Origin of the sequence: Paracoccus angustae (genome assembly GCF_042648745.1) — a bacterium.
Lineage (GTDB): Bacteria > Pseudomonadota > Alphaproteobacteria > Rhodobacterales > Rhodobacteraceae > Paracoccus > Paracoccus angustae.
On record NZ_JBHRXY010000012.1, the window covers coordinates 36,612 to 56,409 of the forward strand.

Annotated in this window: 19 protein-coding genes; 5 read left to right on the forward strand and 14 right to left on the reverse strand. The window is 67.3% G+C overall.

All coding sequences use genetic code 11. The features are described 5' to 3' along the window. Positions 1 to 37 precede the first annotated feature (37 nt). Together pncA and pncB are read left to right on the forward strand one after the other, a co-directional pair. Positions 38 to 634, forward strand: coding sequence for a bifunctional nicotinamidase/pyrazinamidase (gene pncA, locus ACFOM8_RS14080; RefSeq protein ID WP_377762374.1), 597 nt, complete (start codon positions 38 to 40; stop codon positions 632 to 634). 5 nt (positions 635 to 639) lie between these two features. Continuing rightward, positions 640 to 1,932: a nicotinate phosphoribosyltransferase gene (gene pncB / locus ACFOM8_RS14085; RefSeq protein ID WP_377762376.1), complete on the forward strand. Its 1,293-nt coding sequence runs from the start codon at positions 640 to 642 to the stop codon at positions 1,930 to 1,932. Between the two features lie 6 nt (positions 1,933 to 1,938). Here the strand turns inward: pncB and ACFOM8_RS14090 are convergent, their stop codons facing one another. The 6 genes from ACFOM8_RS14090 to ACFOM8_RS14115 form a co-directional block, all read right to left on the reverse strand. Continuing rightward, positions 1,939 to 3,375: an inorganic phosphate transporter gene (locus ACFOM8_RS14090; RefSeq protein WP_377762378.1), complete on the reverse strand. Its 1,437-nt coding sequence runs from the start codon at positions 3,373 to 3,375 to the stop codon at positions 1,939 to 1,941. Positions 3,376 to 3,384: 9 nt separating this feature from the next. Next, the gene (locus tag ACFOM8_RS14095) at positions 3,385 to 3,837 is read right to left on the reverse strand and encodes an NUDIX hydrolase (RefSeq protein WP_377762380.1); all 453 of its coding nucleotides are present in this window, start codon (positions 3,835 to 3,837) and stop codon (positions 3,385 to 3,387) included. Next, a complete protein-coding gene (gene arfB, locus ACFOM8_RS14100) occupies positions 3,834 to 4,256 on the reverse strand; it encodes an alternative ribosome rescue aminoacyl-tRNA hydrolase ArfB (RefSeq protein WP_377762382.1) in 423 nt (140 codons plus the stop codon). The genes ACFOM8_RS14095 and arfB overlap by 4 nt, the downstream gene beginning before the upstream one ends. An 85-nt stretch (positions 4,257 to 4,341) precedes the next feature. Continuing rightward, on the reverse strand, positions 4,342 to 5,199 hold the full coding sequence (locus ACFOM8_RS14105; RefSeq protein ID WP_377762384.1) for a carbon-nitrogen hydrolase family protein: 858 nt from the start codon (positions 5,197 to 5,199) through the stop codon (positions 4,342 to 4,344). Next, positions 5,196 to 5,780 carry a GNAT family N-acetyltransferase gene (locus tag ACFOM8_RS14110; protein ID WP_377762386.1) on the reverse strand — a complete coding sequence of 195 codons (585 nt, stop codon included), beginning with the start codon at positions 5,778 to 5,780 and terminating at the stop codon, positions 5,196 to 5,198. Before ACFOM8_RS14110 ends, ACFOM8_RS14105 begins: the two co-directional genes overlap by 4 nt. Beyond that, complete coding sequence (locus tag ACFOM8_RS14115; protein ID WP_377762388.1) at positions 5,777 to 6,178, reverse strand: ketosteroid isomerase-related protein; 402 nt, start codon at positions 6,176 to 6,178, stop codon at positions 5,777 to 5,779. The genes ACFOM8_RS14110 and ACFOM8_RS14115 overlap by 4 nt, the downstream gene beginning before the upstream one ends. 138 nt (positions 6,179 to 6,316) lie before the next feature. Here ACFOM8_RS14115 and ACFOM8_RS14120 point away from each other — a divergent pair, with 138 nt between their 5' ends. Then, positions 6,317 to 7,705 carry a phosphomannomutase gene (locus ACFOM8_RS14120; RefSeq protein WP_377762390.1) on the forward strand — a complete coding sequence of 463 codons (1,389 nt, stop codon included), beginning with the start codon at positions 6,317 to 6,319 and terminating at the stop codon, positions 7,703 to 7,705. Between the two features lie 118 nt (positions 7,706 to 7,823). Here ACFOM8_RS14120 and ACFOM8_RS14125 read toward each other — a convergent pair whose 3' ends face one another. From ACFOM8_RS14125 to cysQ, 8 genes are all read right to left on the reverse strand, one after another. Then, complete coding sequence (locus tag ACFOM8_RS14125; RefSeq protein ID WP_377762392.1) at positions 7,824 to 9,215, reverse strand: hypothetical protein; 1,392 nt, start codon at positions 9,213 to 9,215, stop codon at positions 7,824 to 7,826. After that, positions 9,212 to 10,915 carry a DUF5927 domain-containing protein gene (locus ACFOM8_RS14130; RefSeq protein ID WP_377762394.1) on the reverse strand — a complete coding sequence of 568 codons (1,704 nt, stop codon included), beginning with the start codon at positions 10,913 to 10,915 and terminating at the stop codon, positions 9,212 to 9,214. Before ACFOM8_RS14130 ends, ACFOM8_RS14125 begins: the two co-directional genes overlap by 4 nt. Beyond that, positions 10,912 to 11,967, reverse strand: coding sequence for a glycosyltransferase family 2 protein (locus ACFOM8_RS14135; protein ID WP_377762396.1), 1,056 nt, complete (start codon positions 11,965 to 11,967; stop codon positions 10,912 to 10,914). The genes ACFOM8_RS14130 and ACFOM8_RS14135 overlap by 4 nt, the downstream gene beginning before the upstream one ends. A gap of 66 nt (positions 11,968 to 12,033) precedes the next feature. Continuing rightward, positions 12,034 to 13,083 (reverse strand): glycosyltransferase family 2 protein, encoded by a 1,050-nt coding sequence (locus ACFOM8_RS14140; protein WP_377762398.1) that lies wholly within the window; start codon positions 13,081 to 13,083, stop codon positions 12,034 to 12,036. Beyond that, complete coding sequence (gene galE / locus ACFOM8_RS14145; RefSeq protein WP_377762399.1) at positions 13,080 to 14,066, reverse strand: UDP-glucose 4-epimerase GalE; 987 nt, start codon at positions 14,064 to 14,066, stop codon at positions 13,080 to 13,082. The genes ACFOM8_RS14140 and galE overlap by 4 nt, the downstream gene beginning before the upstream one ends. Before the next feature lie 4 nt (positions 14,067 to 14,070). Next, positions 14,071 to 14,967, reverse strand: coding sequence for a UTP--glucose-1-phosphate uridylyltransferase (locus ACFOM8_RS14150; protein ID WP_377762401.1), 897 nt, complete (start codon positions 14,965 to 14,967; stop codon positions 14,071 to 14,073). 176 nt (positions 14,968 to 15,143) lie between these two features. Beyond that, positions 15,144 to 15,944 (reverse strand): 3-deoxy-manno-octulosonate cytidylyltransferase, encoded by an 801-nt coding sequence (locus ACFOM8_RS14155; RefSeq protein WP_377762403.1) that lies wholly within the window; start codon positions 15,942 to 15,944, stop codon positions 15,144 to 15,146. A gap of 1 nt (position 15,945) precedes the next feature. Next, the gene (gene cysQ, locus ACFOM8_RS14160; RefSeq protein ID WP_377762405.1) at positions 15,946 to 16,743 is read right to left on the reverse strand and encodes a 3'(2'),5'-bisphosphate nucleotidase CysQ; all 798 of its coding nucleotides are present in this window, start codon (positions 16,741 to 16,743) and stop codon (positions 15,946 to 15,948) included. Positions 16,744 to 16,873: 130 nt separating this feature from the next. Here cysQ and ACFOM8_RS14165 point away from each other — a divergent pair, with 130 nt between their 5' ends. Together ACFOM8_RS14165 and dnaK are read left to right on the forward strand one after the other, a co-directional pair. Further along, positions 16,874 to 17,695 (forward strand): ABC transporter permease, encoded by an 822-nt coding sequence (locus tag ACFOM8_RS14165; protein ID WP_377762407.1) that lies wholly within the window; start codon positions 16,874 to 16,876, stop codon positions 17,693 to 17,695. Between the two features lie 165 nt (positions 17,696 to 17,860). After that, entirely contained in the window at positions 17,861 to 19,777 is a 1,917-nt protein-coding gene (dnaK, locus tag ACFOM8_RS14170; RefSeq protein ID WP_377762408.1) for a molecular chaperone DnaK, read from the forward strand. The last annotated feature ends 21 nt before the right edge of the window (positions 19,778 to 19,798 follow it).

A 19,798-nucleotide genomic window follows, 5' to 3' on the forward strand; every position in this document is an offset into this window, starting at 1 on the left:
GTTCCTAGGCATGATCATCCCGGGAAAGGGGGAACCGATGCCGCGCGCCCTGATCGTTATCGACATGCAGATCGACTTCTGCCCCGGCGGCGCCCTGGCCGTGGCGGGCGGGGACGACATCGTGGCCCCCATCAACGCCCTGATGGCCGATCACGACGCCGTGGTGCTGACCCAGGACTGGCACCCGGCAAACCATGCCAGCTTTGCCGCCAACCACCCGGGCGCGGATCCGTTCAGCCTGATGCAGATGCCGTACGGCCCGCAGGTGCTGTGGCCCGGCCATTGCGTGATCGGCACGAAGGGCGCGGATTTCCACCCCGGCTTGGACCGGAACCGCGCCGATCTGGTGATCCGCAAGGGCTTCCGTCCGGGGATCGACAGCTATTCCGCCTTTTTCGAGAACGACCATGCCACCCCCACCGGCCTGGCCGGATACCTGCGCGACCGGGGCCTGACGGACCTGTTCTTCGTGGGCCTGGCCCATGACTTCTGCGTCGCCTGGAGCGCGATGGACGCCGCGAAGCTGGGCTTCACCGCCACCGTGATCGAATCCGCGACCCGCGCGATCGACCTGGACGGCAGCCGCGACCGCGCCCGCGCCGGCATGGCTGCCGCGGGCGTCAAACTGGAGTAAAGCCGATGGTCGATATCGCCACCCGCGTCTACAACCACAAGTGGAAGATCGACCCCATCGTCCGGTCTCTGATCGACACGGACTTCTACAAGCTTTTAATGTGCCAGTCGATTTTTCGCAACCGGCCCGATACCGTTGTCCGCTTCAGCCTGATCAACCGCACCAAATCCATCCGCCTGGCCGAGCTGATCGACGAAGCCGAGCTGCGCGAACAGCTGGATCATGTCCGGGGCCTGCGGCTGACGCGCGGGGAATCCACCTGGCTGCGCGGCAACACGTTCTACGGCAAGCGCCAGATGTTCCGCCCCGATTTCATGGAGTTCCTGGAGAACCTGCGCCTGCCCCCCTATCAGCTGGACAAGCGCGACGGGCAATACGAACTGACCTTTGAAGGCCGCTGGCCCGAGGTGATGCTGTGGGAAATTCCGGCGCTTGCCATCCTGATGGAGCTTCGGTCCCGCGCCGTCCTGCAAACCCTGGGGCGTTTCGAATTGCAGGTGCTGTATGCCCGCGCCATGACGCGCCTGTGGGAAAAGATCGAGGTGCTGCGCACCCTGCCCGACCTGCGCATCGCCGATTTCGGCACGCGGCGGCGCCACAGCTTCCTGTGGCAGGACTGGGCCGTGCAGGCCATGATCGAGGGACTGGGGGAACGCTTCACCGGCACCTCGAACTGCCTGATCGCCATGCGCCGCGACATCGAGGCCATCGGCACCAACGCCCATGAGCTGCCGATGGTTTATGCCGCCCTGGCCGACACGGACGAGGAGTTGCGCCGCGCCCCTTACGAGGTTCTGGCCGACTGGCACGAGGAACACGACGGCAACCTGCGCATGATTCTGCCCGACACCTACGGGACCGAAGGCTTCCTCAAGGGCGCGCCCGACTGGCTGGCGGGCTGGACCGGCATCCGCATCGACAGCGGCGACCCCGCCGAAGGGGCCGAAACCGCGATCCGCTGGTGGCGGGAACGCGGCGAGGATCCGCGCCGCAAGCTGGTCATCTTTTCGGACGGGCTGGATGTCGCCAAGATCGTCGAGCTGCACCACCAGTTCCATGGCCGCGTGAAGGTCAGCTTCGGCTGGGGCACGCTGCTGACCAACGATTTCCGAGGGCTGGTCGCGGGCGACGGGCTTGCGCCCTTCAGCCTGGTCTGCAAGGCGGTGTCGGCCGATGGGCGTCCCACGGTCAAGCTGTCCGACAACCCCGCCAAGGCCACCGGCCCGGCCGAGGAGCTGGCGCGCTATCGCCGCGTCTTCGGGACAGGCCAGCAGGCCCGGCTGGACGTGGTGGTCTGAAGCCGCCTAGAGCCCCGCCAGCCGCAGCATCGCCAGGCAGCACAACCCGCCCAAAGCCGCCGTGACCGGCACCGTCACCGCCCAGGCGGCGGTGATGGTGGCGACGTGGCTGCGGCGGATCAGTTGGCGGCGGCGGCGTTCCTCGACCGGCAGCAAGGCCCGCTGGCGGTCGGCGCGCCGGTCCAGCAGCTCGCGCACGAAGCCCACGCCGAAGACGCCGCCCACGGCCACATGCGTGGACGAGACCGGCAACCCCCAGGCGGACGCGACCAGCACGATCAGGGCGGTCGCCAGCGTGATGCAGAAGGCGCGGGCGGGGTTCAGGCGGGTGATCCCCTCGCCCACCATGCCGACCAGGCGGCGGCCGAACAGAACGGCGCCAAGCGCGATGGCCGCGCCCGCCACCGCCAGCAACAGCAACGGCGCGGGCAACTCCCCCTGGTGGTCCGGCGTCAGGATCACCAGCAGCGGTCCCGCGACATTGCCCGCATCGCCGGCGCCATGGGCAAAGGCCATCATCACGGCGGCAAACAGCAGGGGCTGGCGCAAGAGACGCTTCATCCCCGGCTTGTCGTCCCCCGCCTGGACAAGCAGCCGGTTGACGCGGCCGCGCATCAGCAGCGCCGTGGCCAGCCCCGCCGCGGCGCCGGGCAGCAGGGCTTGGGGCAGGCGCAGCGACAGCACGGGCAGCAGCGCCGCGACATAGGCGACGAACAGCCCGACCATGGCGCCGATCAGCGGCGGCAGCCAGGCGCGGGCGGCGCGGCCGCGATCCGGCGCCTCGGCCACCTTGAGCCGCAGCAGCGCCAGCAGCGCCCCGGCCAAGACCGCCGCCGCCAGGGGCGTCAGCATCCAGGCCAGGGCCATGGCGGCGATCCCCCCCCAGGATACCGCCGCCGATCCCGCCGCCGCCAGTCCCGCTCCGGCAATGGCGCCGACAATGGAATGCGAGGTCGAGACCGGCAGGTTCGCCCCCGTCGCGATCGTGATCCAGCCCGCCGCCGCGATCAGCGCGGCCAGCATGACGATCTGCCCGGCCTCCCCGGTCAGAACGGCAGTGTCCACGATCCCCTCGGCCAGCCGATAAGTGACGGCATGGCCCGCCAGGGCCGCGCCCGCGATTTCCGCCAGGCCCACAAGCGCAAGGCCGGGACCGATGGCGATCGCCCCCGCCCCGACCGCCGGTCCCAGCGAGTTCGCGATGTCGTTCGCCCCGATGGACAGGCCCAGCCAGCCCGCCACGATAAAGCCCGCGCCGACGGCGATCAGGCCGGGCTGATGGCCGGTGACGCCCAGGGCCAGGAAGATCAGCGACACCGCCAGCAGAATCCCGGCCCCCAGTTGCAGAACGGGGCGGAGGGCATGGAACTGGGCGGATTCGGCAATCGTGATCCGCCCCAGATCCTTGTCGAGCGTGCGGTAGTCGCGGTTGGGCCGGGTCATGCCCGCATGTCAGCCGGACAGCTTTGGCAATGCAAGCAGGATCTTCCTCAAATCTGGCTCAACCACAAGTTGTGCCGCTTCCCGAGGCGAAAACCAGCGCCGCTTGCGCTGCCCGGCTTCGGGGAAGTCGGGCCGCATGTGTTCGGCATCCATCAGAAAAACGCGAACCTCGACCGGGACGGACCAGCCCCTGTCCTGTTCCTTGTCATAGCGATAGCGGCCGATCTCGGTCTCGTGGACATGCCCTTCGACGCCCGCTTCCTCCCAGGCTTCGGTGGCGGCGGCGCCGGGCAGGGTCTTGCCCTCCATCGGCCAGCCCTTGGGAATGACCCAGCGGCCCGTGCCGCGGCTGGTGATCAGCAGAACCTCGCCGGTGTCCGGGCGGCGGCAGATCGCGCCGACCTGCATGGCGGCGGGGCGCCAGCCCAGCAGCAGGCGCAGCGATTGGCCCCAGGGCATCATTCGCCATCCTCCACCCTGCCGCGCAGGGTCTTGACCTCTCCGCGGGTGGCCTTGGCCTTGAGGCGCCGCTGCTGGCTGCCCCATGTGGGCTTTGTCGCGACCCGCCGCTTGACGGGTTCGGCGGCGCGCCCGATCAGGTCGGCCAGCCTTTCGCGCGCGATGTCGCGGTTGCGGGTCTGGCTGCGGGTTTCCTGCGACAGGATCACCACCGCGCCGTCGCGCGTCCAACGCCGCCCCGCCAGCCGTTCCAGGCGGCGCTTCACGGCGTCGGGCAGGTTCGGCGAACGCGCGGCCTCGAACCGCAGCTCGACCGCGGTTTCGACCTTGTTGACGTTCTGCCCGCCCGGTCCCTGGGATCTGGTGAACTGCTCGGTCAGCTCCCACTCCTCGATGGTGATGGTGTCGTTGATATGCAGCATTGCCGCGAAACATGGCCCGAAAAGACGGCGTGGAAGGTGCCGACCTTGATAAAACGCAATCCGTTAAAAAAGAGTTGCCTGCCCGTCAGCCCGTCAGCCCGATGCCATCGCTTTCCGGCCAATGGGCAAAGGGCAGAACCGCGCCGTTCCGGCGGCTGTCGGACACGCGGGACAGATCGACCTCGGCCGTCACCCAGCCGGGCCGGTCCATCGGACCTTCCGCGATGATCCCGGTTTCCGGCCAGAAGCCGTCGGGCGGGCCGTAAATGGCCGCGCGCCCCCGGTTTTCGTCCAGCGCGGGCATCCAGTCGCAGGCTCCGACCGTGGGCGACTGCACCACGACGCATTGGCTTTCCAGGGCGCGCGCCATCGCACCGATGCGCACGCGGTTGAAGCCCGCCACCGTGTCGGTGCAGCTCGGCACCAGCAGCAGTTCCGCGCCCGCCTGCGCCAGCACCCGTCCCAGCAGCGGAAATTCGCTGTCATAGCAGATCAGAACCCCGATCCGGCCAAGCGCCGTATCGAAGATCCGCAAGCCCGGGGCGCCCGTCACATCCCAAGCCTCGCGTTCGAACCGGGTCATGATCTGCTTGTCCTGATGGCCGATGATGCCTTCGGGACCATAAAGAACCGCGCGGTTGACCGGACGCGGCCCTTCAAAGACCGGCCCCGAGGCGCCGAGGATGTGGCACCCATGCGCTGCCGCCAGCCGCAGATGCAGCGCCTGGACCTGCGGCCAGTGCCGCCCGGCCTCGTGCAGCGAGGCTTCCAGATCGCCCGCCGCGTCGCGCCCGCCCAGCGAGGCAAGCTCCATCGCGCCGTATTCGGGAAACACCAGCAGGTCGGCGCCACCGGCCTCGGCGACCCAGCGGGCCAGCTTCGCCTCGTAGTCGGCAAAGCTGTCGAACCAGTCGATGGGATAGGCGCTGGCGGCGATCTTCACAGGCGGCGCATCCAGAATTGCAGGGGTTTCTCGGTTTCGGCGGCCTCGCCCAGATCCTTCCAGGAAAAATGCGCGATGACGCCGGGCAGCGGCTCATAGCCCCGCTTGCGCCAGAACCCGTCCAGAGGGCGATAGCCGGCCGGCCGGGCCGGATGTCCGGCCGGGCGGATCACGCTGCAAAAGGCGCTGTGGGTCAGGCCAAGATCGCGGGCATGGGCTTCGCGCGCGTCGAAAAAAGCATGGCCGATGCCCTGGCCGCGATATTCGGGCAGCAGCACCGATTCGGCGCAGTAGAAGATCTGGTCCAACGGCTCGGGCCGGTCGGCAAAGGCCGCGGCGAAATCGGCGGCGTGGTCGGCCATGGGCGCGCCGGTGGCGGCGCCGACGACGCGGGCGCCCTCCATCGCCGCCACGACCACCGCGCCGGGCGACTGATAGGCGCGCAGGTAGTCGCGTTCGTAATCCTCGTTTCCATCGTAAAGATAGGGGAAGTCGCGGAACACGCGGATGCGCAGACGCGCGACATCCTCCAGCGCGGCGGCCAGGGCTTCTCCGGTCAGGACGCGCGTGGTGACGCTCATCGGCTGACCTGCCGCATCCAGTCGGCCAGGTTGTAATAGGTCGTCACGCGGGCGATCCTGCCGTCGCGGATGGTGAAAAAGGCGCCCGCAGGCAGGCGGTAGGTCTGGCCCTTCGCCTCGGGCAGGCCTTCGTCGGTCTTCAGGTAGGTGCCGTTCACCACGAACTCCGCCGCCGCGCGGTCTCCCGCCTCGTTGGCGAAGACCACCATGTCGGTCAGGGTTTCCTTGTAGCTTGCCGTCATGTGCGCGTTGAACTCGGCAAACAGCGCCTTGCCCCGGCGGATGCCGCCTTCGTTCACGTGATGCTCCACCTCGTCGTGCAGCAGGGCCAGCATGTCGTCGGTGCGGCCCGCGTTGAAGGCGTCGTAATAGGCGGCGATTAAGGATTTCGTATCCATTTGTCCCTCTCGTGCGTTTGCCCCCGTCTAGCGCGGCCCGCGCTTGGCGTCACTTGGTCCGAAAGGACCACTGCCTTGAATTTCCGGGCCAAGCTGTTAGCGATTGAACCAACCCTTGCGCATAAAGGATCCGCGCCCATGTCTGACCGCAGCAACCTTGGCCCCCGAGAGATCACCTGCTTCAAAGCCTACGACGTGCGCGGCGAGTTGGGCAAGAACCTGGACGCCGACGTGGCTTACCGGATCGGCCGGGCCTTCGCCCAGGCTCGCGGGGCCAAGCGGGTCGTGGTGGGCCGCGACAGCCGCGAAAGTTCGCCGGAACTGGCCGCCGCGCTGATCGAGGGGCTGACGGACGGCGGTGCCGACGTGCTGGACCTGGGCCTGGCGGGAACCGAGGAGGTGTATTTCCACACCGGCTTTCACGACACCGACGGCGGGATCGAGGTCACCGCGTCCCACAACCCGATCAACTACAACGGCATGAAGATCGTGGGGCGTGGCTCCGCCCCGCTGGATCCGGCGACCGAATTGCCGCCGATCGTCGAACTGGCGACCTCGGGCAGCTTCGCGCCTGCGGCCAAGGGCAGCGTCACCGATTTCAGCCATGCGCGCGCCGATTACGCGCGTGCCATGGCGGATTTCGTGGATGTCTCGGTGCTGAAGCCCATGAAGATCGTGGTGAACGCCGGAAACGGCACGGCGGGCCCGACCTTTGACGCCATCGCGGCGGAACTGGAACGGCGCGGCGCGCCGCTGACCTTTGTGCGGATGCACCACAATGTCGATTCCAGCTTTCCGAACGGCATTCCGAACCCGCTGCTGCCCGAGAACCAGCCCGTCACGGTCGAGAAGGTCAAGGCCGAGAATGCCGACCTGGGCGTGGCCTGGGACGGCGATTTCGACCGCTGCTTCTTTTTCGACGAGAACGGCCGCTTCATTCCGGGCGAGTACATCGTGGGCCTTCTGGGCGCGGCCTTTCTGGAAAAGTCGCCGGGCGAAAAGGTCGTCCACGATCCCCGCGTGATCATGAACACCAGGGCGATGATCCGAGAGGCGGGCGGCGAGGCGGTGGTCAGCAAGACCGGCCATGCCTTTATCAAGCGCAAGATGCGCGACGTGGGCGCGATCTATGGCGGCGAGATGTCGGCGCACCATTACTTTCGCGACTTCTATTACTGCGACAGCGGCATGATCCCCTGGCTGCTGATGGTGGAACTGCTGTCGCGCAAGGGCCAGACCCTGGCCGAACTGCTGGAGGAGCGGATGCGGCTTTATCCGTCCTCGGGCGAGACGAACTATCACATCGACGATCCCGACGCGGCGATTGCCCGCCTGATCGAGAAATACGAGCCGCAGGCAAGGGAACGCGACGACTTGGACGGCGTGTCGCTGGATTTCGGGAATTGGCGCTTCAATTTGCGCAAGTCGAACACGGAACCCGTGGTGCGGCTGAACCTGGAATCGGACGGGGACGCGGGTTTGGTGAAGGAAAAGCAGGCGGAACTGGCGGCGCTGTTGCAGGGCTAGGCGCACAAGGGGCGACGCCGGGGGTGACACCGGGGGCGATGCTGGGGGCTTCGCGCCCCCAGACCCCCGCGGGATATTTGGACAAAGGTGAAAGCCTTTTCGACGGCACGGGGACAGGTCAAGGCAGGAGGTCGAAACCGAAGGCGATGTAGTCGCGCCCATAGGCCGCACGCGCGGCTTCGGCCAGGGTCTTGTCGCGCAGCGCAGTCGGAACCATCGCGGGCGCGACGACGTCCAGCCGGGAATCCTCGATGCCCGCCGCCCGCGCCAGATGCCGCAGATCCTCGGCCAGCCGGTCCTCGCGCGCCAGCATGTCGGGAACGGCAAAGCGGGCGAAACCGGACAACACCTCGGTCTGGCTGGCCCACATCGGATGGGTCGGCAGCGAGGTCTGCCCATGGAGGTTCCGGCGCAGAAAGGCCAGGAAATCGGCAAACACGCCAATCCGGGCATCGCCTGTCAGATCCGTCCCTTCGGCGGGCAGCGCCACGCGGTGCAGGCGTCGCAGCAGATCGCGCTGTTCGGCACTGCCGCGCGTCAGCACGTGATCAAAGGCATGCCAGGCGCGCAGCAGGGGATGGCGCAGGACCGCGAAACCGCGGTGGCCGGGGCGGGCGCGCTTCCATTGGCGCAGGGTGGACTGGGTGAAGCCGCCCTCGACCGGACCCAAAGCCGCCAGCCAGTCTCGGACCGCCCGGTCCGGCCCTGCCTTCAAGGGCATGAACACCAGCCCCCTTCCGGCATCGGCGGCGACAAAGCTGGGCACCGCAGGCCCGCGCCGGGGTTCGAAATTCGGCAAACGGTGCAGCCCGAAGGGGTCCATGCCCGAAAGGTCGGCCTGCATCGCGTCGAAATTGGCGACCTTTCGCGCCAGTTCCTGAGGGTTCTGGGGAACCTGGTCGCGGGCCGGTTCCACCCGGTCCAGGTCGGTGCGGCCCAGCCAATGCAGCAGACCGGTCATCACGTCGGCGTCGCGCAGATCCTCATAACCCAGCCAGAAGGCCGATTGCCCGGTCGCCTGAAGGCGGGCGACGAGATCCAGCCGAAACGCTTCGGTTGCGGCCAGCATCGCGCGGAACTCCTCTCCGTCAAAGGTGATGCGCGCGGGGATCGGGGTTTCCGTCTCGTTCAGCTTCCACTGGTTGGTTTCCCAGGCCAGCCGGGTCGAGACGTAGCTGTCCAGCGGATTGCGCGTCAGGACGATCTTGGCGCAGCGCCGGTCCGCGATGATCGGGTCCAGCACGCGCGGGTCGTGGTCGTGGAAATAGCGGAACCCCGCCAGATGCCCCGGCCTGCCGGTCAGCCGCGCCAGCAGGACCAGGGGGTCGGCCTCGCGTTCGGCGCGCGTGACGCCCAGCATCTCGTTCTTGTCGGGCCAGCCCATCATGTAGGGATTGAAGGCCTCGCCAAAGCAGGTGACGCCCTTGACGGCGTTCAGCGTCGCCTCGAGCAGGTTCGACCCGGTGCGCATCTCGGCGAAGATCACGAAGCTGCGGAAGCCCTGGCTCATTCTGCGGCCGCCCTTTCATGGGTCGGAGGTTCGATGGGGGGCAGATCCTCGCCCGTCAGGCGCGGGTGCAGGCCCGAATTGCGCAGCCGCCGCAGCAGCTGGTCCAGCCCGGTCAGATCGCGCATTGCCGGCAGCGCGGTCACGGGCGCGGAATGCGGGTCGATCCGCAACATGAAGTCCTGAAGGAGCCCCCCGGGGTTCATCAGGAACTCGCCCAGGTCGTGCCGGTGCAGCCGGGCGCGGACCCAGACCGAGTTCAGAACGTCCAGATGCGCAAGCTCGGTCCGCTGAAGATGCGCAAAGGCCCGCCGCACGTCGTCGAAGGGCATCCCCGAATGCAGAAGCGGCAGCTTCCAGGCGCCGGTGACGACCAGCATATGCGCATTGGGATCGGTGGCCATGAACCAGGTCAGCGCCTGGTTGTCGCGCGGGCCGAACTGGAACACCTGCATCCGGTCCGTGATGCGGATCAGCGAGGTCAGGAACCCCTGCGGGTCGTGGTCGCGCACCTGGGGGTGCGACGAGATCGCGCCCGGCCCGATCGGCGGCCGCCCCCCGAACTCGACCCCTTCCGGCGCCAGCAGGTGGCCGTGGACATCGCAGGACAGGTGCTGGCGCAGCCAGTCCTCGAAGCCGTGGAAGATGTCGCCCGGCCCCTGGATGACCGCGTAGGCGGCCGAGGTCTTGCCGTTTTCCGCGTCCTTGCGGGGAAAGCGGCTTTGCATGTAAAGCCCCGGCCGTCCCAGCACCCTGCGGCGCACGGTCTGGTTGATGATGCGGGAAATCCGCGCGGGCTGCGGCGGATCGACCTGCGGGGGGCCCTCGGCGGGCAGCGGGAAATGCGCCAGCAGGCCCGTGGCGCCGGGCCAGACCTTGCGGGCCACGAAGCAGCGCGATTCGGCCAGCATGGGGATGTGATCGTCGTAAAGCAGGTAGGGCCGGCCCATGTGGTCGAACTTGGCCATGGTCAGCGACCAGCTTTCGATCCGGGTCGAATGGCGCCGCACCAGCGTCTGGAAGTAGCTTTCGTCGGGTATCCAGACAAGGCGGAAGAAGCGGTCGAATTCCGCCCGGCGCGGATCCTCCAGGATCGCGCGCAGGGTTTTTGCCGTCAGGCACCACCATTGCGACCCCAGATGCGGCGTCAGCCCGCCAGGCATCCGCCGCCGGATGCGCCAGCGCCGCTGCCAGTCCACGAAACGGTCGAACAGCCAGCGGTGCTTTTTCCAGTCGAAGGGGAAGAACAGCGTGAAGCGTTCGGCGTTCAGCCCGCCGACCGTCCAGCCCGCGTCGCGGGTGCTGACGCTTTCGATATGGTCGCGGTCGGGATCGGCCCCCAGATAGGCGATCAGATCACCGACAGGCCGCAGCGGCAGGCAGGATCCCGAGGCCAGATAAACATGGGTCGTGTCGGGAAAGCGCGCCAGCAGTTCGGCCGCCGCGTCCTGGGTGGCGCGCACCAGGCTGAAGCGTCCCCAGGAACAGCGGTGGCGCTTGCTAAAGATGACGGGGCCGCAATCCTTCAACGCATCCCGCAGCCCGGCCAGGCGCGCGGCCGCGACCTTGGCATCGACATGGATCGCCGCCCGCGCCCCGCCGCCGGTCCAGATGCGCGCCAGCCGCGCCACCATGTCCAGATCCCCGTGGCACAGCAGCACCACGCCCAGCCGCACTGTTTCCAGGCGCACCGTTCCCGTCATGCCCAGCTCCCGCGGGAGATCAGGCCCAGATCCTCCAGCTGCCGCCAGCCCAGGTATTCGCGCGACTCGCCGCACCACAGCCGCACTCCGCGATGCAGCCCCGCGTGATAGGCCCGGTATTCCTGACTGTTGCCGTAATGCTGCCGGCGGTCCAGTTCCTCGGCCGACTTGGCGGCCAAAGAGGACAGGAACTTGGCATGGAGCAGGCAGCCCGAGACCTGCTCGCCCCCGTTTTCGTCGTAGACGCGGTTCAACCCGCGCGGCAGCAGCATGTGGGTGGAACTGACATAGGCATAGCGCCGGTGCCACTTGACCAGCGGGATCTTGTTCAGCGCCGGCCCGGACAGCGGATCCCGGGCGAAAAAGGCCCGGGTCCGGGGGCCGCCCTGGATCCACAGGTTGCCGAAGTGGGAATTCTTCTGGATCGAGTAGTTGGCCGGATCGAACCAGCGGGCGACACGGAAGGGATCCTCGCCCTCGGCGCAGATCGCATCCTCGACCGGACCCTTGGGATACATGTCCAGAAGCATGGCGGGAAAGGACCGGCGGCCGGTGGAATCCAGCCAGCCGGTCAGCGCCGCCAGCGGACGGCGGTCGCAATGGGGATAAACCAGGAATTCGTCGGGATCGACCGTCAGGCACCAGTGATCCCGGCCATGGCGCAACAGCAGCCAGCCGATCCAGTCCATGCCGAAGCGCGCGTCCTTGTAGCCGTGGTCGGTCCACCACAGCGACACGTCGGGTTGCCGGCGCAGGTAATCCGTGCCGCCGTCCGTGCTGGCATTGTCCACCATCAGGAAATGCCGCACGCCCATGGCGCGGTAATAGTCCAGGAAGTAAGGCAGCCGGACGCGTTCGTCGCGCAGCGTGACAAAGCACAGGATGTCGCTTGGTCCGATCTGCCCGGTGCGGTCGGACAAAGGCCGCAGCGCGCGCCTGCGCCGGACCGCCCGCCCGATCAGGCGCTGGCGTTCCAGGCGGCGGCGCAGCCGTTGCCTGATCGAATGCGTGCCTAGCCCCGGCATTGCCACCCTTGCCCGTCGAAACCGCATCGTTCGTCCGTCGTGATGCCTGCAATGCTACGGCTGCACGTATTTGGCAAGGCTGTCCGGCACCCGTCAACCGCCGGTCGCAAGCCAGTCGCCTGCGCCCATCAGCCCCAGGTCCAGCAACTGCCGCCAGTCCCGATACCGGACCGAGCCGTCGTGCCACAGCACCGGCGCCCGGGCGACGGCCTGGTGATAAGGGCGATAAAGCCCGGGATCGATGAAATGCTGGCCGCGCCGCAGCTCCTCGGCCGCGCGGGCGGCGCTGTCGGGCAGGAACTTGCTGTGCAGCAGGATGCCCGACAGGCGCGGGTCGCCGGGGCCGTCGTATTCGTCGTTCAGGCGGGGCGGCAGAAGGGAATGGGTGGAATTGACATAAACATACCGCCGGTTCCAGCGCACCAGCGGCAGCTTGTTCAGGGTCGGTCCGCGCCCGGGCGCGTCGGGAAAGAACACCCGCTCGCGCACGCCGCCCCGCAGGATGCGGTTGCGCTTGGGGGGCACGACCGCGCAGCGATAAGGCGCGGCGTCGAACCAGGGCAGCTGCTCGGTCGGGGGGGCCTCGGGCCCGGCCTCGGCCCGGTCCAGGGGGCCGCGCGGATACAGATCCAGCATCATCGCGCCCAGGGCGGGACGGCCCACCGCCTCCAGATGGGACACCAGATCCGGCAGGGCGCGGCGGTCCCAGTCGGGATAGATCAGCAATTCGTCCGCATCGGCGGTCACGCACCAATGCCCGTGGCCGTGGCGGAACAGCAGCGCGCCAAGCCAATCCATTCCGAAGCGGGACGCCCGGTATCCACCCGCCGCCCGCCACAGCGACACGTCAGGCTGGTCCCGCAGGAAACCGTCGGTGCCGTCCGTGCTGGCATTGTCCACCATCAGGAAATGCCCGACGCCCAGGCGGCGGTAATGGTCCAGGAACTGCGGCAGGCGCAGCATCTCGTTGCGCACGGCGGCAAAGGCCAGGATGTCGCCCGGCTGGATCGCCGCCGTGCGGTCGGCCAGCGGCGTCAGCTCGCCGCCCGCGCGCAGGCAGCGCCACAGCAGCTTGCGCCGTTTCCATCGCTGGCGATAGGCCGACCACGCCCGCCGCACGGCGTTTGGCCGGTCCCCGGTCACGCCCGATAGGCGCCGTTCTGGTGCCAGCGCCAGGCGTCCGCGATCATCTGCGGCATTGTGGAGCGTTGCGGCCGCCAGTCCAGTTCCGCCTTGGCGCGGGTGCTGCCGCAGACCAGCCTGACCGCGTCCCCGCCCCGGCGCGGGCCATCAACCATCGGCACCGCCCGGTTGGTGACATGGCGCGTCGCGTCCACGACCTCGCGGACCGAAAAGCCCGAACCCGTGCCCAGGCAGAAGACCCGGCTGCCGCGCCCCGCGCGCAGCCATTCCAATCCCTTCACATGGGCATCGACCAGATCCATGACATGAACGTAATCGCGGATGCAGGTCCCGTCCGGGGTCGGATAGTCGGTCCCGTGCACGGTCAGCGCCGCGCGCCTGCCGTCCACCGCATCCAGGATCAGGGGGATCAGATGCGTCTCGGGGCGGTGATGCTCGCCCACCTCGCCGTCCGGGTCGGCGCCCGCCACGTTGAAGTAACGGAAGATCACCGAGCGCAGCCCGTGCGAGGCGCCGAAATCGGCCAGCATGTCCTCGATCGCGCGCTTGGAGGCGCCATAGGCGTTCAGCGGCGCCTGCGGGGTCTGCTCGTCCAGAACCTCGCCGTCGCGGTCGCCATAGGTGGCGCAGGTCGAGGAGAAGACCACATCCAGGCAGCCCGCGCCGATGGCGGCTTCGATCAGGTTCAGCGAGCCGCCGACGTTGTTGCGCCAGTATTTGCCCGGCTCCGCCATGGCCTCGCCGACCTGGCTGAGGGCCGCGAAATGCAGAACGGCCACGGGCTTGTGGGCGGCGAAGGCCGCGTCCAGCGCCGCCCGGTCCAGCAGGTCGGCCTGCACCAGGGGGCCGAACTTCACGGCGTCGCGCCAGCCCGTGGACAGGTTGTCCAGCGTCACCGGCAGGTATCCCGCCGCCGCCAGCGCCTTGCAGGCGTGCGAGCCGATATAGCCCGCGCCGCCGGTCACCAGAACCGTCCGCGCCATGCGCTTATTCGGCCGCCCGGCGCATGGACATGATGTCGTGCAGGTATTCGGCGAATTCTTCCTTCAGCTCGTCGCGTTCCAGGCCAAAGGCCACGGTCGCCTGAAGAAAGCCCGCCTTCGACCCGCAGTCGAAGCGCTGCCCGCGGAAGCGCAGGCCGTAAACGCCGCGCCCGGCCTCGATCTCGTCGGCGATGGCGTCGGTCAGCTGGATTTCCCCGCCCGATCCGGCCTTCAGCTTGTTGAGGTTCCCCATCACGGTCGGCGCCAGGATATAGCGGCCGATCACCGCCAGGTTCGACGGCGCCGTGCCCAGGGGGGGCTTCTCGACCATGCCGCGCGCCTTGACGATGGCGCCCATGTCCTCGGCCACGTCCAGAACGCCGTAGGCCTGCGCCTTCTCGGGGGCGACCTCCATGGTGGCGACCATGCTGCCGCCGGTTTCGCCGTAAGCCTCGATCATCTGTTGCAGGCAGGGCGGATCGCCCATGATCACGTCGTCGGTCAGCACCACCGCGAAGGGTTCGTCGTCGGTCAGCAGCCGCCGCGCGCACCAGACCGCATGGCCCAGGCCAAGCGCCTTGTGCTGGCGGATATAGGCGATGGCGCCCGATTCCATGTTGGTGGTGCGCAGGATTTCCAGCAGGTCGTTCTTGCCTGATTTCTTGAGGCTGCTTTCCAGTTCGTGCGCATGGTCGAAATAATCTTCCAGCGCGCCCTTGCCCCGCGAGGTCACGAAAATGAACTCGGTGATGCCCGCCGCCCGCGCCTCGTCGATGGCGTACTGGATCAGCGGCCGGTCGACCAGGGTCATGATCTCTTTCGGGATGCTTTTTGTGGCCGGAAGAAAGCGCGTGCCCAGACCAGCTACGGGAAAGATGGCCTTGGTTACCTTACGAGTCATGAAACGACACCTTTGTTGATCCTTGCGGCAGCCATAGGCTGAACGGGGCATAACGCCAAGTCACCCGCGAATGTTTCATCCTGCAAGCCGAATCACCAGAGCGTCGGCGATTTGACGCCCAGGCGATCAAAGGCCGACAACGATTCTCGACAAACGCGCCCGAATCGCAAGATGCTTCAATCCAGCCCCATCTCCTTCATCATGGCTTCCAGGCGCGGCACGTCCTCGGGGTTGTTCAGCTCCCAGAACCGGCGGCCGCGCGCCTCGACCTCCACGCAAAGGATCCGGCGCCCGCGTTCCAGGAAACGCAGCTGTTCCAGGCCCTCCAGCCGCTCCAGCCGGCCCTCGTCCCAGGCGGCGTATTCGGCCAGCGCCGCGGGGCGATAGGCGTAAACGCCGACATGGTGGAAGACCGGGCTTGGCGCGTCCGCACCGATGTCGCCCGCCGCAAAGGGGATCACTTCCTTGGAAAAATAAAGCGCCTGGCGGTCATGGCCGAAAACCGCCGTGGTTCCGCCCACGCGGCCCGCATGGCGGTCGGCGATCAGGTCGGCGCGCATCTGCCCCGTGCAGCGCAGAACCGGGGTCGCCACGTCCGAGGCGGGATCGGCGCGCAGGCCCGCCACCAGATCCTCGACGAACCAGGCGGGGGTCAGGGGCGCGTCGCCTTGCAGGTTCACCACGATCTCGGGCGAGACGCCCAGGTTCGCCACGGCCTCGGCGCAGCGCTCGGTGCCGTTGCGGCAAGACGCGCCGGTCATCACCACCTCGGCCCCGAAGGCCTGGGCATGATCGCGGATGCGGTCGTCGTCGGTGGCGACAACCACGCGGTCCACGCCGCCGACCGCCATGGCCGCGTCCCAGCTGCGCCGGATCAGGCTGCGCGGCTGGCCGGACGCGCCGCGCAGGCCGACAAGCGGCTTGCCCGGATAGCGGGTCGAGGCATGGCGGGCGGGGATCACGATCAGAACCGACATGTCAGGCCTTCACCAGCAGCACGCCCGGGGCAAAGGCGATGAAGAAGGGGTTCTCGAAACCGGGCTTGCCATAGGTGAGCGGCGTGTGGTCGTCAAAGCGCACGACCTCTCCGCCCGCGCCGCGCAGCACCGCATCGCCCGCCGCCGTGTCCCATTCCATCGTCCGGCCGAGGCGCGGATACAGATCCGCCTCGCCGGTGGCGACAAGGCAGAATTTCAGCGAGGATCCGGCGCTGGTCATGTCGCGCACGGCATACCGGGCGATGTAATTGTCGGTTGCCGCGTCCCGGTGCGACTTCGACGCCACCACCATCAACCCGCGGTTGTCGGGGATCGGATTGACGCCGATGGGCGCCGTCTGGCCGGGCGCATCGCCGAAGGGGCCATGCTCCTCGACCGAGCGGCCGTCGGCGGTGGTATAGAACAGCCGGCCCTTGGCGGGGGCGTAAACCACGCCGCGCAGCGGCACGCCGTCTTCGACATAGGCGATGTTGACGGTGAAATCCCCGCGCCGCTGCACGAATTCCTTTGTGCCGTCCAGGGGATCCACGATCAGAAAAGTCTGCGCCGTTTGCGCGTGGCTCGCGGCCTGCTCCTCGGTGATCAGGGGAATGTCGGGAAAGGCCGCGCGCAGCCCTTCGGCGATCAGCGCATCGGCGGCCTCGTCCGCGGCGGTGACGGGCGATTCGTCGGACTTGGCGCGGATGTCGAAATCCTCGGCCCCGTAGATCTCCATGATGCGCGCGCCGGCCTGCAACGCAAGGCGCCGCATTTCCAGTGTCAGTCGTTCAAATTGCATCCAGTTTCCTTCCGCGACGGCCGCATCAGCGCAGCCCCGCCGATTGTGACGGGGGCGAGACTTCCTTATGATCGGGGCCAGCGGCTTGGGCAAGCGCCCGCGGGCCGAAAGGCGAAAGGGACGCGCGGGCTTGTTCAACCAGCGGAAGAACGACACGATCATCCAGGCCGCGGGAACGACGCTGGGGCTGATCTATCACCAGACGGTCTACAACCTGCGCAACGACCACCGCAACGCGATCGTGGGCCTGCTGCTGACCGTTCTGCAATCGGGCATCTTCCTGATGGCCTTTCTGATGATCTACCTGATCATGGGGGTGCGCCAGTCGCCGATCCGGGGGGATTTCATCCTGTATCTGCTGTCCGGCATCTTCATGTTCATGGTCCACACGCAGGCCTCGGGCGCGGTGGCGGGCAGCCATTCGGTTTCGGGCGGGCTGATCAAGCACGAGCCGCTGAACCCCGCGATCCTGATCGCCTCGGCGGCCCTGGCGGTGCTGTATCGCCAGACGATCAGCTGCATCGCGATCCTGTGGCTGTATCATGTGCTGGCGGCGCCGATCCGGTTCGACTTCTGGCCGGGCTGTCTGGCGATGTATCTGCTGGCCTGGTTCTCGGGCGGCTGCATCGGGCTGGTCTTTCTGGGCCTCCGGCCCTGGTCGCCGCGCGCCTCCAGGCTGATCACCACCGCCTTTCAGCGCATCAACATGTTCGCGTCGGGCAAGATGTTCGTGGGCAACGTGGTGCCCAACGTGCTGCTGCCCTGGTTCATCTGGAACCCGCTGTTCCACGTCATCGACCAGCAGCGGGGGTTTCTGTTCATCAATTACACGCCGCTCAAGACCGATCCGCTTTACGCGCTGTGGTTTTCCCTGGCCGCCATGATGCTGGGGCTTCTGATCAACTTCACCACCCGCAAATACGAATCGCTGAGCTGGGGCGCGGCCGACTGAGCCCTGCAAATTGCCCGCATCCGGCGCTTGCGGGGGTTGAAACCATGCCTATATACACCCCGAAGCGTCCGGGAAGCCGGACCTGGAAACGTGTTTTTGGGATCGGGCCTCGGGGGCCGAAACGGACCCGAAGTCCAGTGAAATCGCCGCAAGAAGGAAACAAGCATGTCAAAAGTCATCGGCATCGACCTCGGCACCACGAACAGCTGCGTCGCGATCATGGACGGCAGCCAGCCCAAGGTCATCGAGAACAGCGAAGGCGCCCGCACCACGCCCTCCATCGTGGGCTTCACGGACGGCGAGCGCCTTGTCGGCCAGCCGGCCAAGCGCCAGGCGGTCACGAACCCCACCAACACCGTTTTCGCCGTGAAACGCCTGATCGGCCGCCGCATCGGCGACGAGGCCGTGGAAAAGGACAAGAAGCTTGTCCCCTACAACATCGTGGACGGCGGCAACGGCGACGCCTGGGTCGAGGTGAAGGGTGAAAAGTATTCCCCCGCCCAGGTCAGCGCGATGATCCTTCAGAAGATGAAGGAAACCGCCGAATCCTATCTGGGCGAGCCGGTGACGCAGGCCGTCATCACGGTGCCCGCCTATTTCAACGACGCGCAGCGCCAGGCGACCAAGGACGCGGGCAAGATCGCGGGCCTTGAGGTCCTGCGCATCATCAACGAACCGACCGCGGCCGCGCTGGCCTACGGCCTGGACAAGAAGGACAGCAAGACCATCGCGGTCTATGACCTCGGCGGCGGCACCTTTGACATCACCATCCTGGAGATCGACGACGGCCTGTTCGAGGTGAAGTCCACCAACGGCGACACCTTCCTGGGCGGCGAAGACTTCGACATGCGGATCGTGAACTACCTCGCCGAGGAGTTCAAGAAAGAGCATGGCGTCGATCTGACCAAGGACAAGATGGCCCTTCAGCGCCTGAAGGAAGCCGCCGAAAAGGCCAAGATCGAGCTGTCGTCGTCCTCGCAGACCGAAATCAACCAGCCCTTCATCTCGATGGACAAGAACAGCGGCACGCCGCTGCACCTGGTCATCAAGCTGACCCGCGCGAAACTGGAATCGCTGGTCGGGGACCTGATCAAGCGCACCATGAAGCCGGTCGCTGACGCGCTGAAGGACGCCGGCGTGTCGAAGTCCGACATCGACGAGGTCGTTCTGGTCGGCGGCATGACCCGCATGCCCAAGGTGATCGAGGCCGTCACCGAGTTCTTCGGCAAGGAGCCCCACAAGGGCGTCAACCCTGACGAGGTCGTGGCGCTCGGCGCGGCCATTCAGGCCGGCGTGCTGCAAGGCGATGTGAAGGACGTGGTTCTGCTGGACGTGACGCCCTTGTCGCTGGGCATCGAGACCCTGGGCGGCGTGTTCACCCGCCTGATCGACCGCAACACCACGATCCCGACCAAGAAGTCGCAGATCTTCTCGACCGCCGAGGACAACCAGAACGCCGTGACGATCCGGGTGTTCCAGGGCGAACGCGAGATGGCGGCCGACAACAAGCTTCTGGGCCAGTTCAACCTGGAGGACATCCCGCCCGCGCCGCGCGGCCTGCCGCAGATCGAGGTGACCTTCGACATCGACGCCAACGGCATCGTGTCGGTTTCGGCCAAGGACAAGGGCACCGGCAAGACGCAGAACATCACCATCCAAGCTTCGGGCGGCCTGACCGACGAGGATATCGAGCGGATGGTGAAGGACGCCGAAGCCAATGCCGAGGCCGACAAGTCCCGCCGCGAACTGGTCGAGGCCAAGAACCAGGCCGAAAGCCTGATCCACTCGACCAAGAAGTCGCTTGAGGAGCATGGCGACAAGGTCGACGGCTCGACGGTCGAGGCGATCGAACTCGCGATCGGCGCGCTCGAGGAAGCGGTCAAGTCGGACGACGCGGGCAAGATCCGCGGCGGCATCCAGAACGTGATGGATGCGTCGATGAAGCTGGGAGAGGCCATCTACAAGTCGTCCCAGGCCGCGGCCGAGGGCGGCAGCGACGACGGCGACCAGCCGCGCGACGTCGATGACGACATCGTGGATGCCGATTTTGAGGATCTCGGCGAAGACAAGAAGCGCGGCTGATCCGGGCCGCACCCTTTCGGG

Coding starts and splice junctions, on each gene's coding strand:
- arfB (WP_377762382.1), bottom strand. CDS start 4,256: ATGCTGCATATCAACGACACCATCACCATCGAGGAGTGGGAGCTGACC.
- ACFOM8_RS14135 (WP_377762396.1), bottom strand. CDS start 11,967: ATGCGGTTTCGACGGGCAAGGGTGGCAATGCCGGGGCTAGGCACGCAT.
- ACFOM8_RS14125 (WP_377762392.1), bottom strand. CDS start 9,215: ATGAGCCAGGGCTTCCGCAGCTTCGTGATCTTCGCCGAGATGCGCACC.
- ACFOM8_RS14155 (WP_377762403.1), bottom strand. CDS start 15,944: ATGTCGGTTCTGATCGTGATCCCCGCCCGCCATGCCTCGACCCGCTAT.
- ACFOM8_RS14130 (WP_377762394.1), bottom strand. CDS start 10,915: ATGACGGGAACGGTGCGCCTGGAAACAGTGCGGCTGGGCGTGGTGCTG.
- ACFOM8_RS14090 (WP_377762378.1), bottom strand. CDS start 3,375: ATGACCCGGCCCAACCGCGACTACCGCACGCTCGACAAGGATCTGGGG.
- ACFOM8_RS14095 (WP_377762380.1), bottom strand. CDS start 3,837: ATGATGCCCTGGGGCCAATCGCTGCGCCTGCTGCTGGGCTGGCGCCCC.
- ACFOM8_RS14120 (WP_377762390.1), top strand. CDS start 6,317: ATGTCTGACCGCAGCAACCTTGGCCCCCGAGAGATCACCTGCTTCAAA.
- pncB (WP_377762376.1), top strand. CDS start 640: ATGGTCGATATCGCCACCCGCGTCTACAACCACAAGTGGAAGATCGAC.
- ACFOM8_RS14110 (WP_377762386.1), bottom strand. CDS start 5,780: ATGAGCGTCACCACGCGCGTCCTGACCGGAGAAGCCCTGGCCGCCGCG.
- ACFOM8_RS14115 (WP_377762388.1), bottom strand. CDS start 6,178: ATGGATACGAAATCCTTAATCGCCGCCTATTACGACGCCTTCAACGCG.
- pncA (WP_377762374.1), top strand. CDS start 38: ATGCCGCGCGCCCTGATCGTTATCGACATGCAGATCGACTTCTGCCCC.
- cysQ (WP_377762405.1), bottom strand. CDS start 16,743: ATGCAATTTGAACGACTGACACTGGAAATGCGGCGCCTTGCGTTGCAG.
- dnaK (WP_377762408.1), top strand. CDS start 17,861: ATGTCAAAAGTCATCGGCATCGACCTCGGCACCACGAACAGCTGCGTC.
- ACFOM8_RS14150 (WP_377762401.1), bottom strand. CDS start 14,967: ATGACTCGTAAGGTAACCAAGGCCATCTTTCCCGTAGCTGGTCTGGGC.
- galE (WP_377762399.1), bottom strand. CDS start 14,066: ATGGCGCGGACGGTTCTGGTGACCGGCGGCGCGGGCTATATCGGCTCG.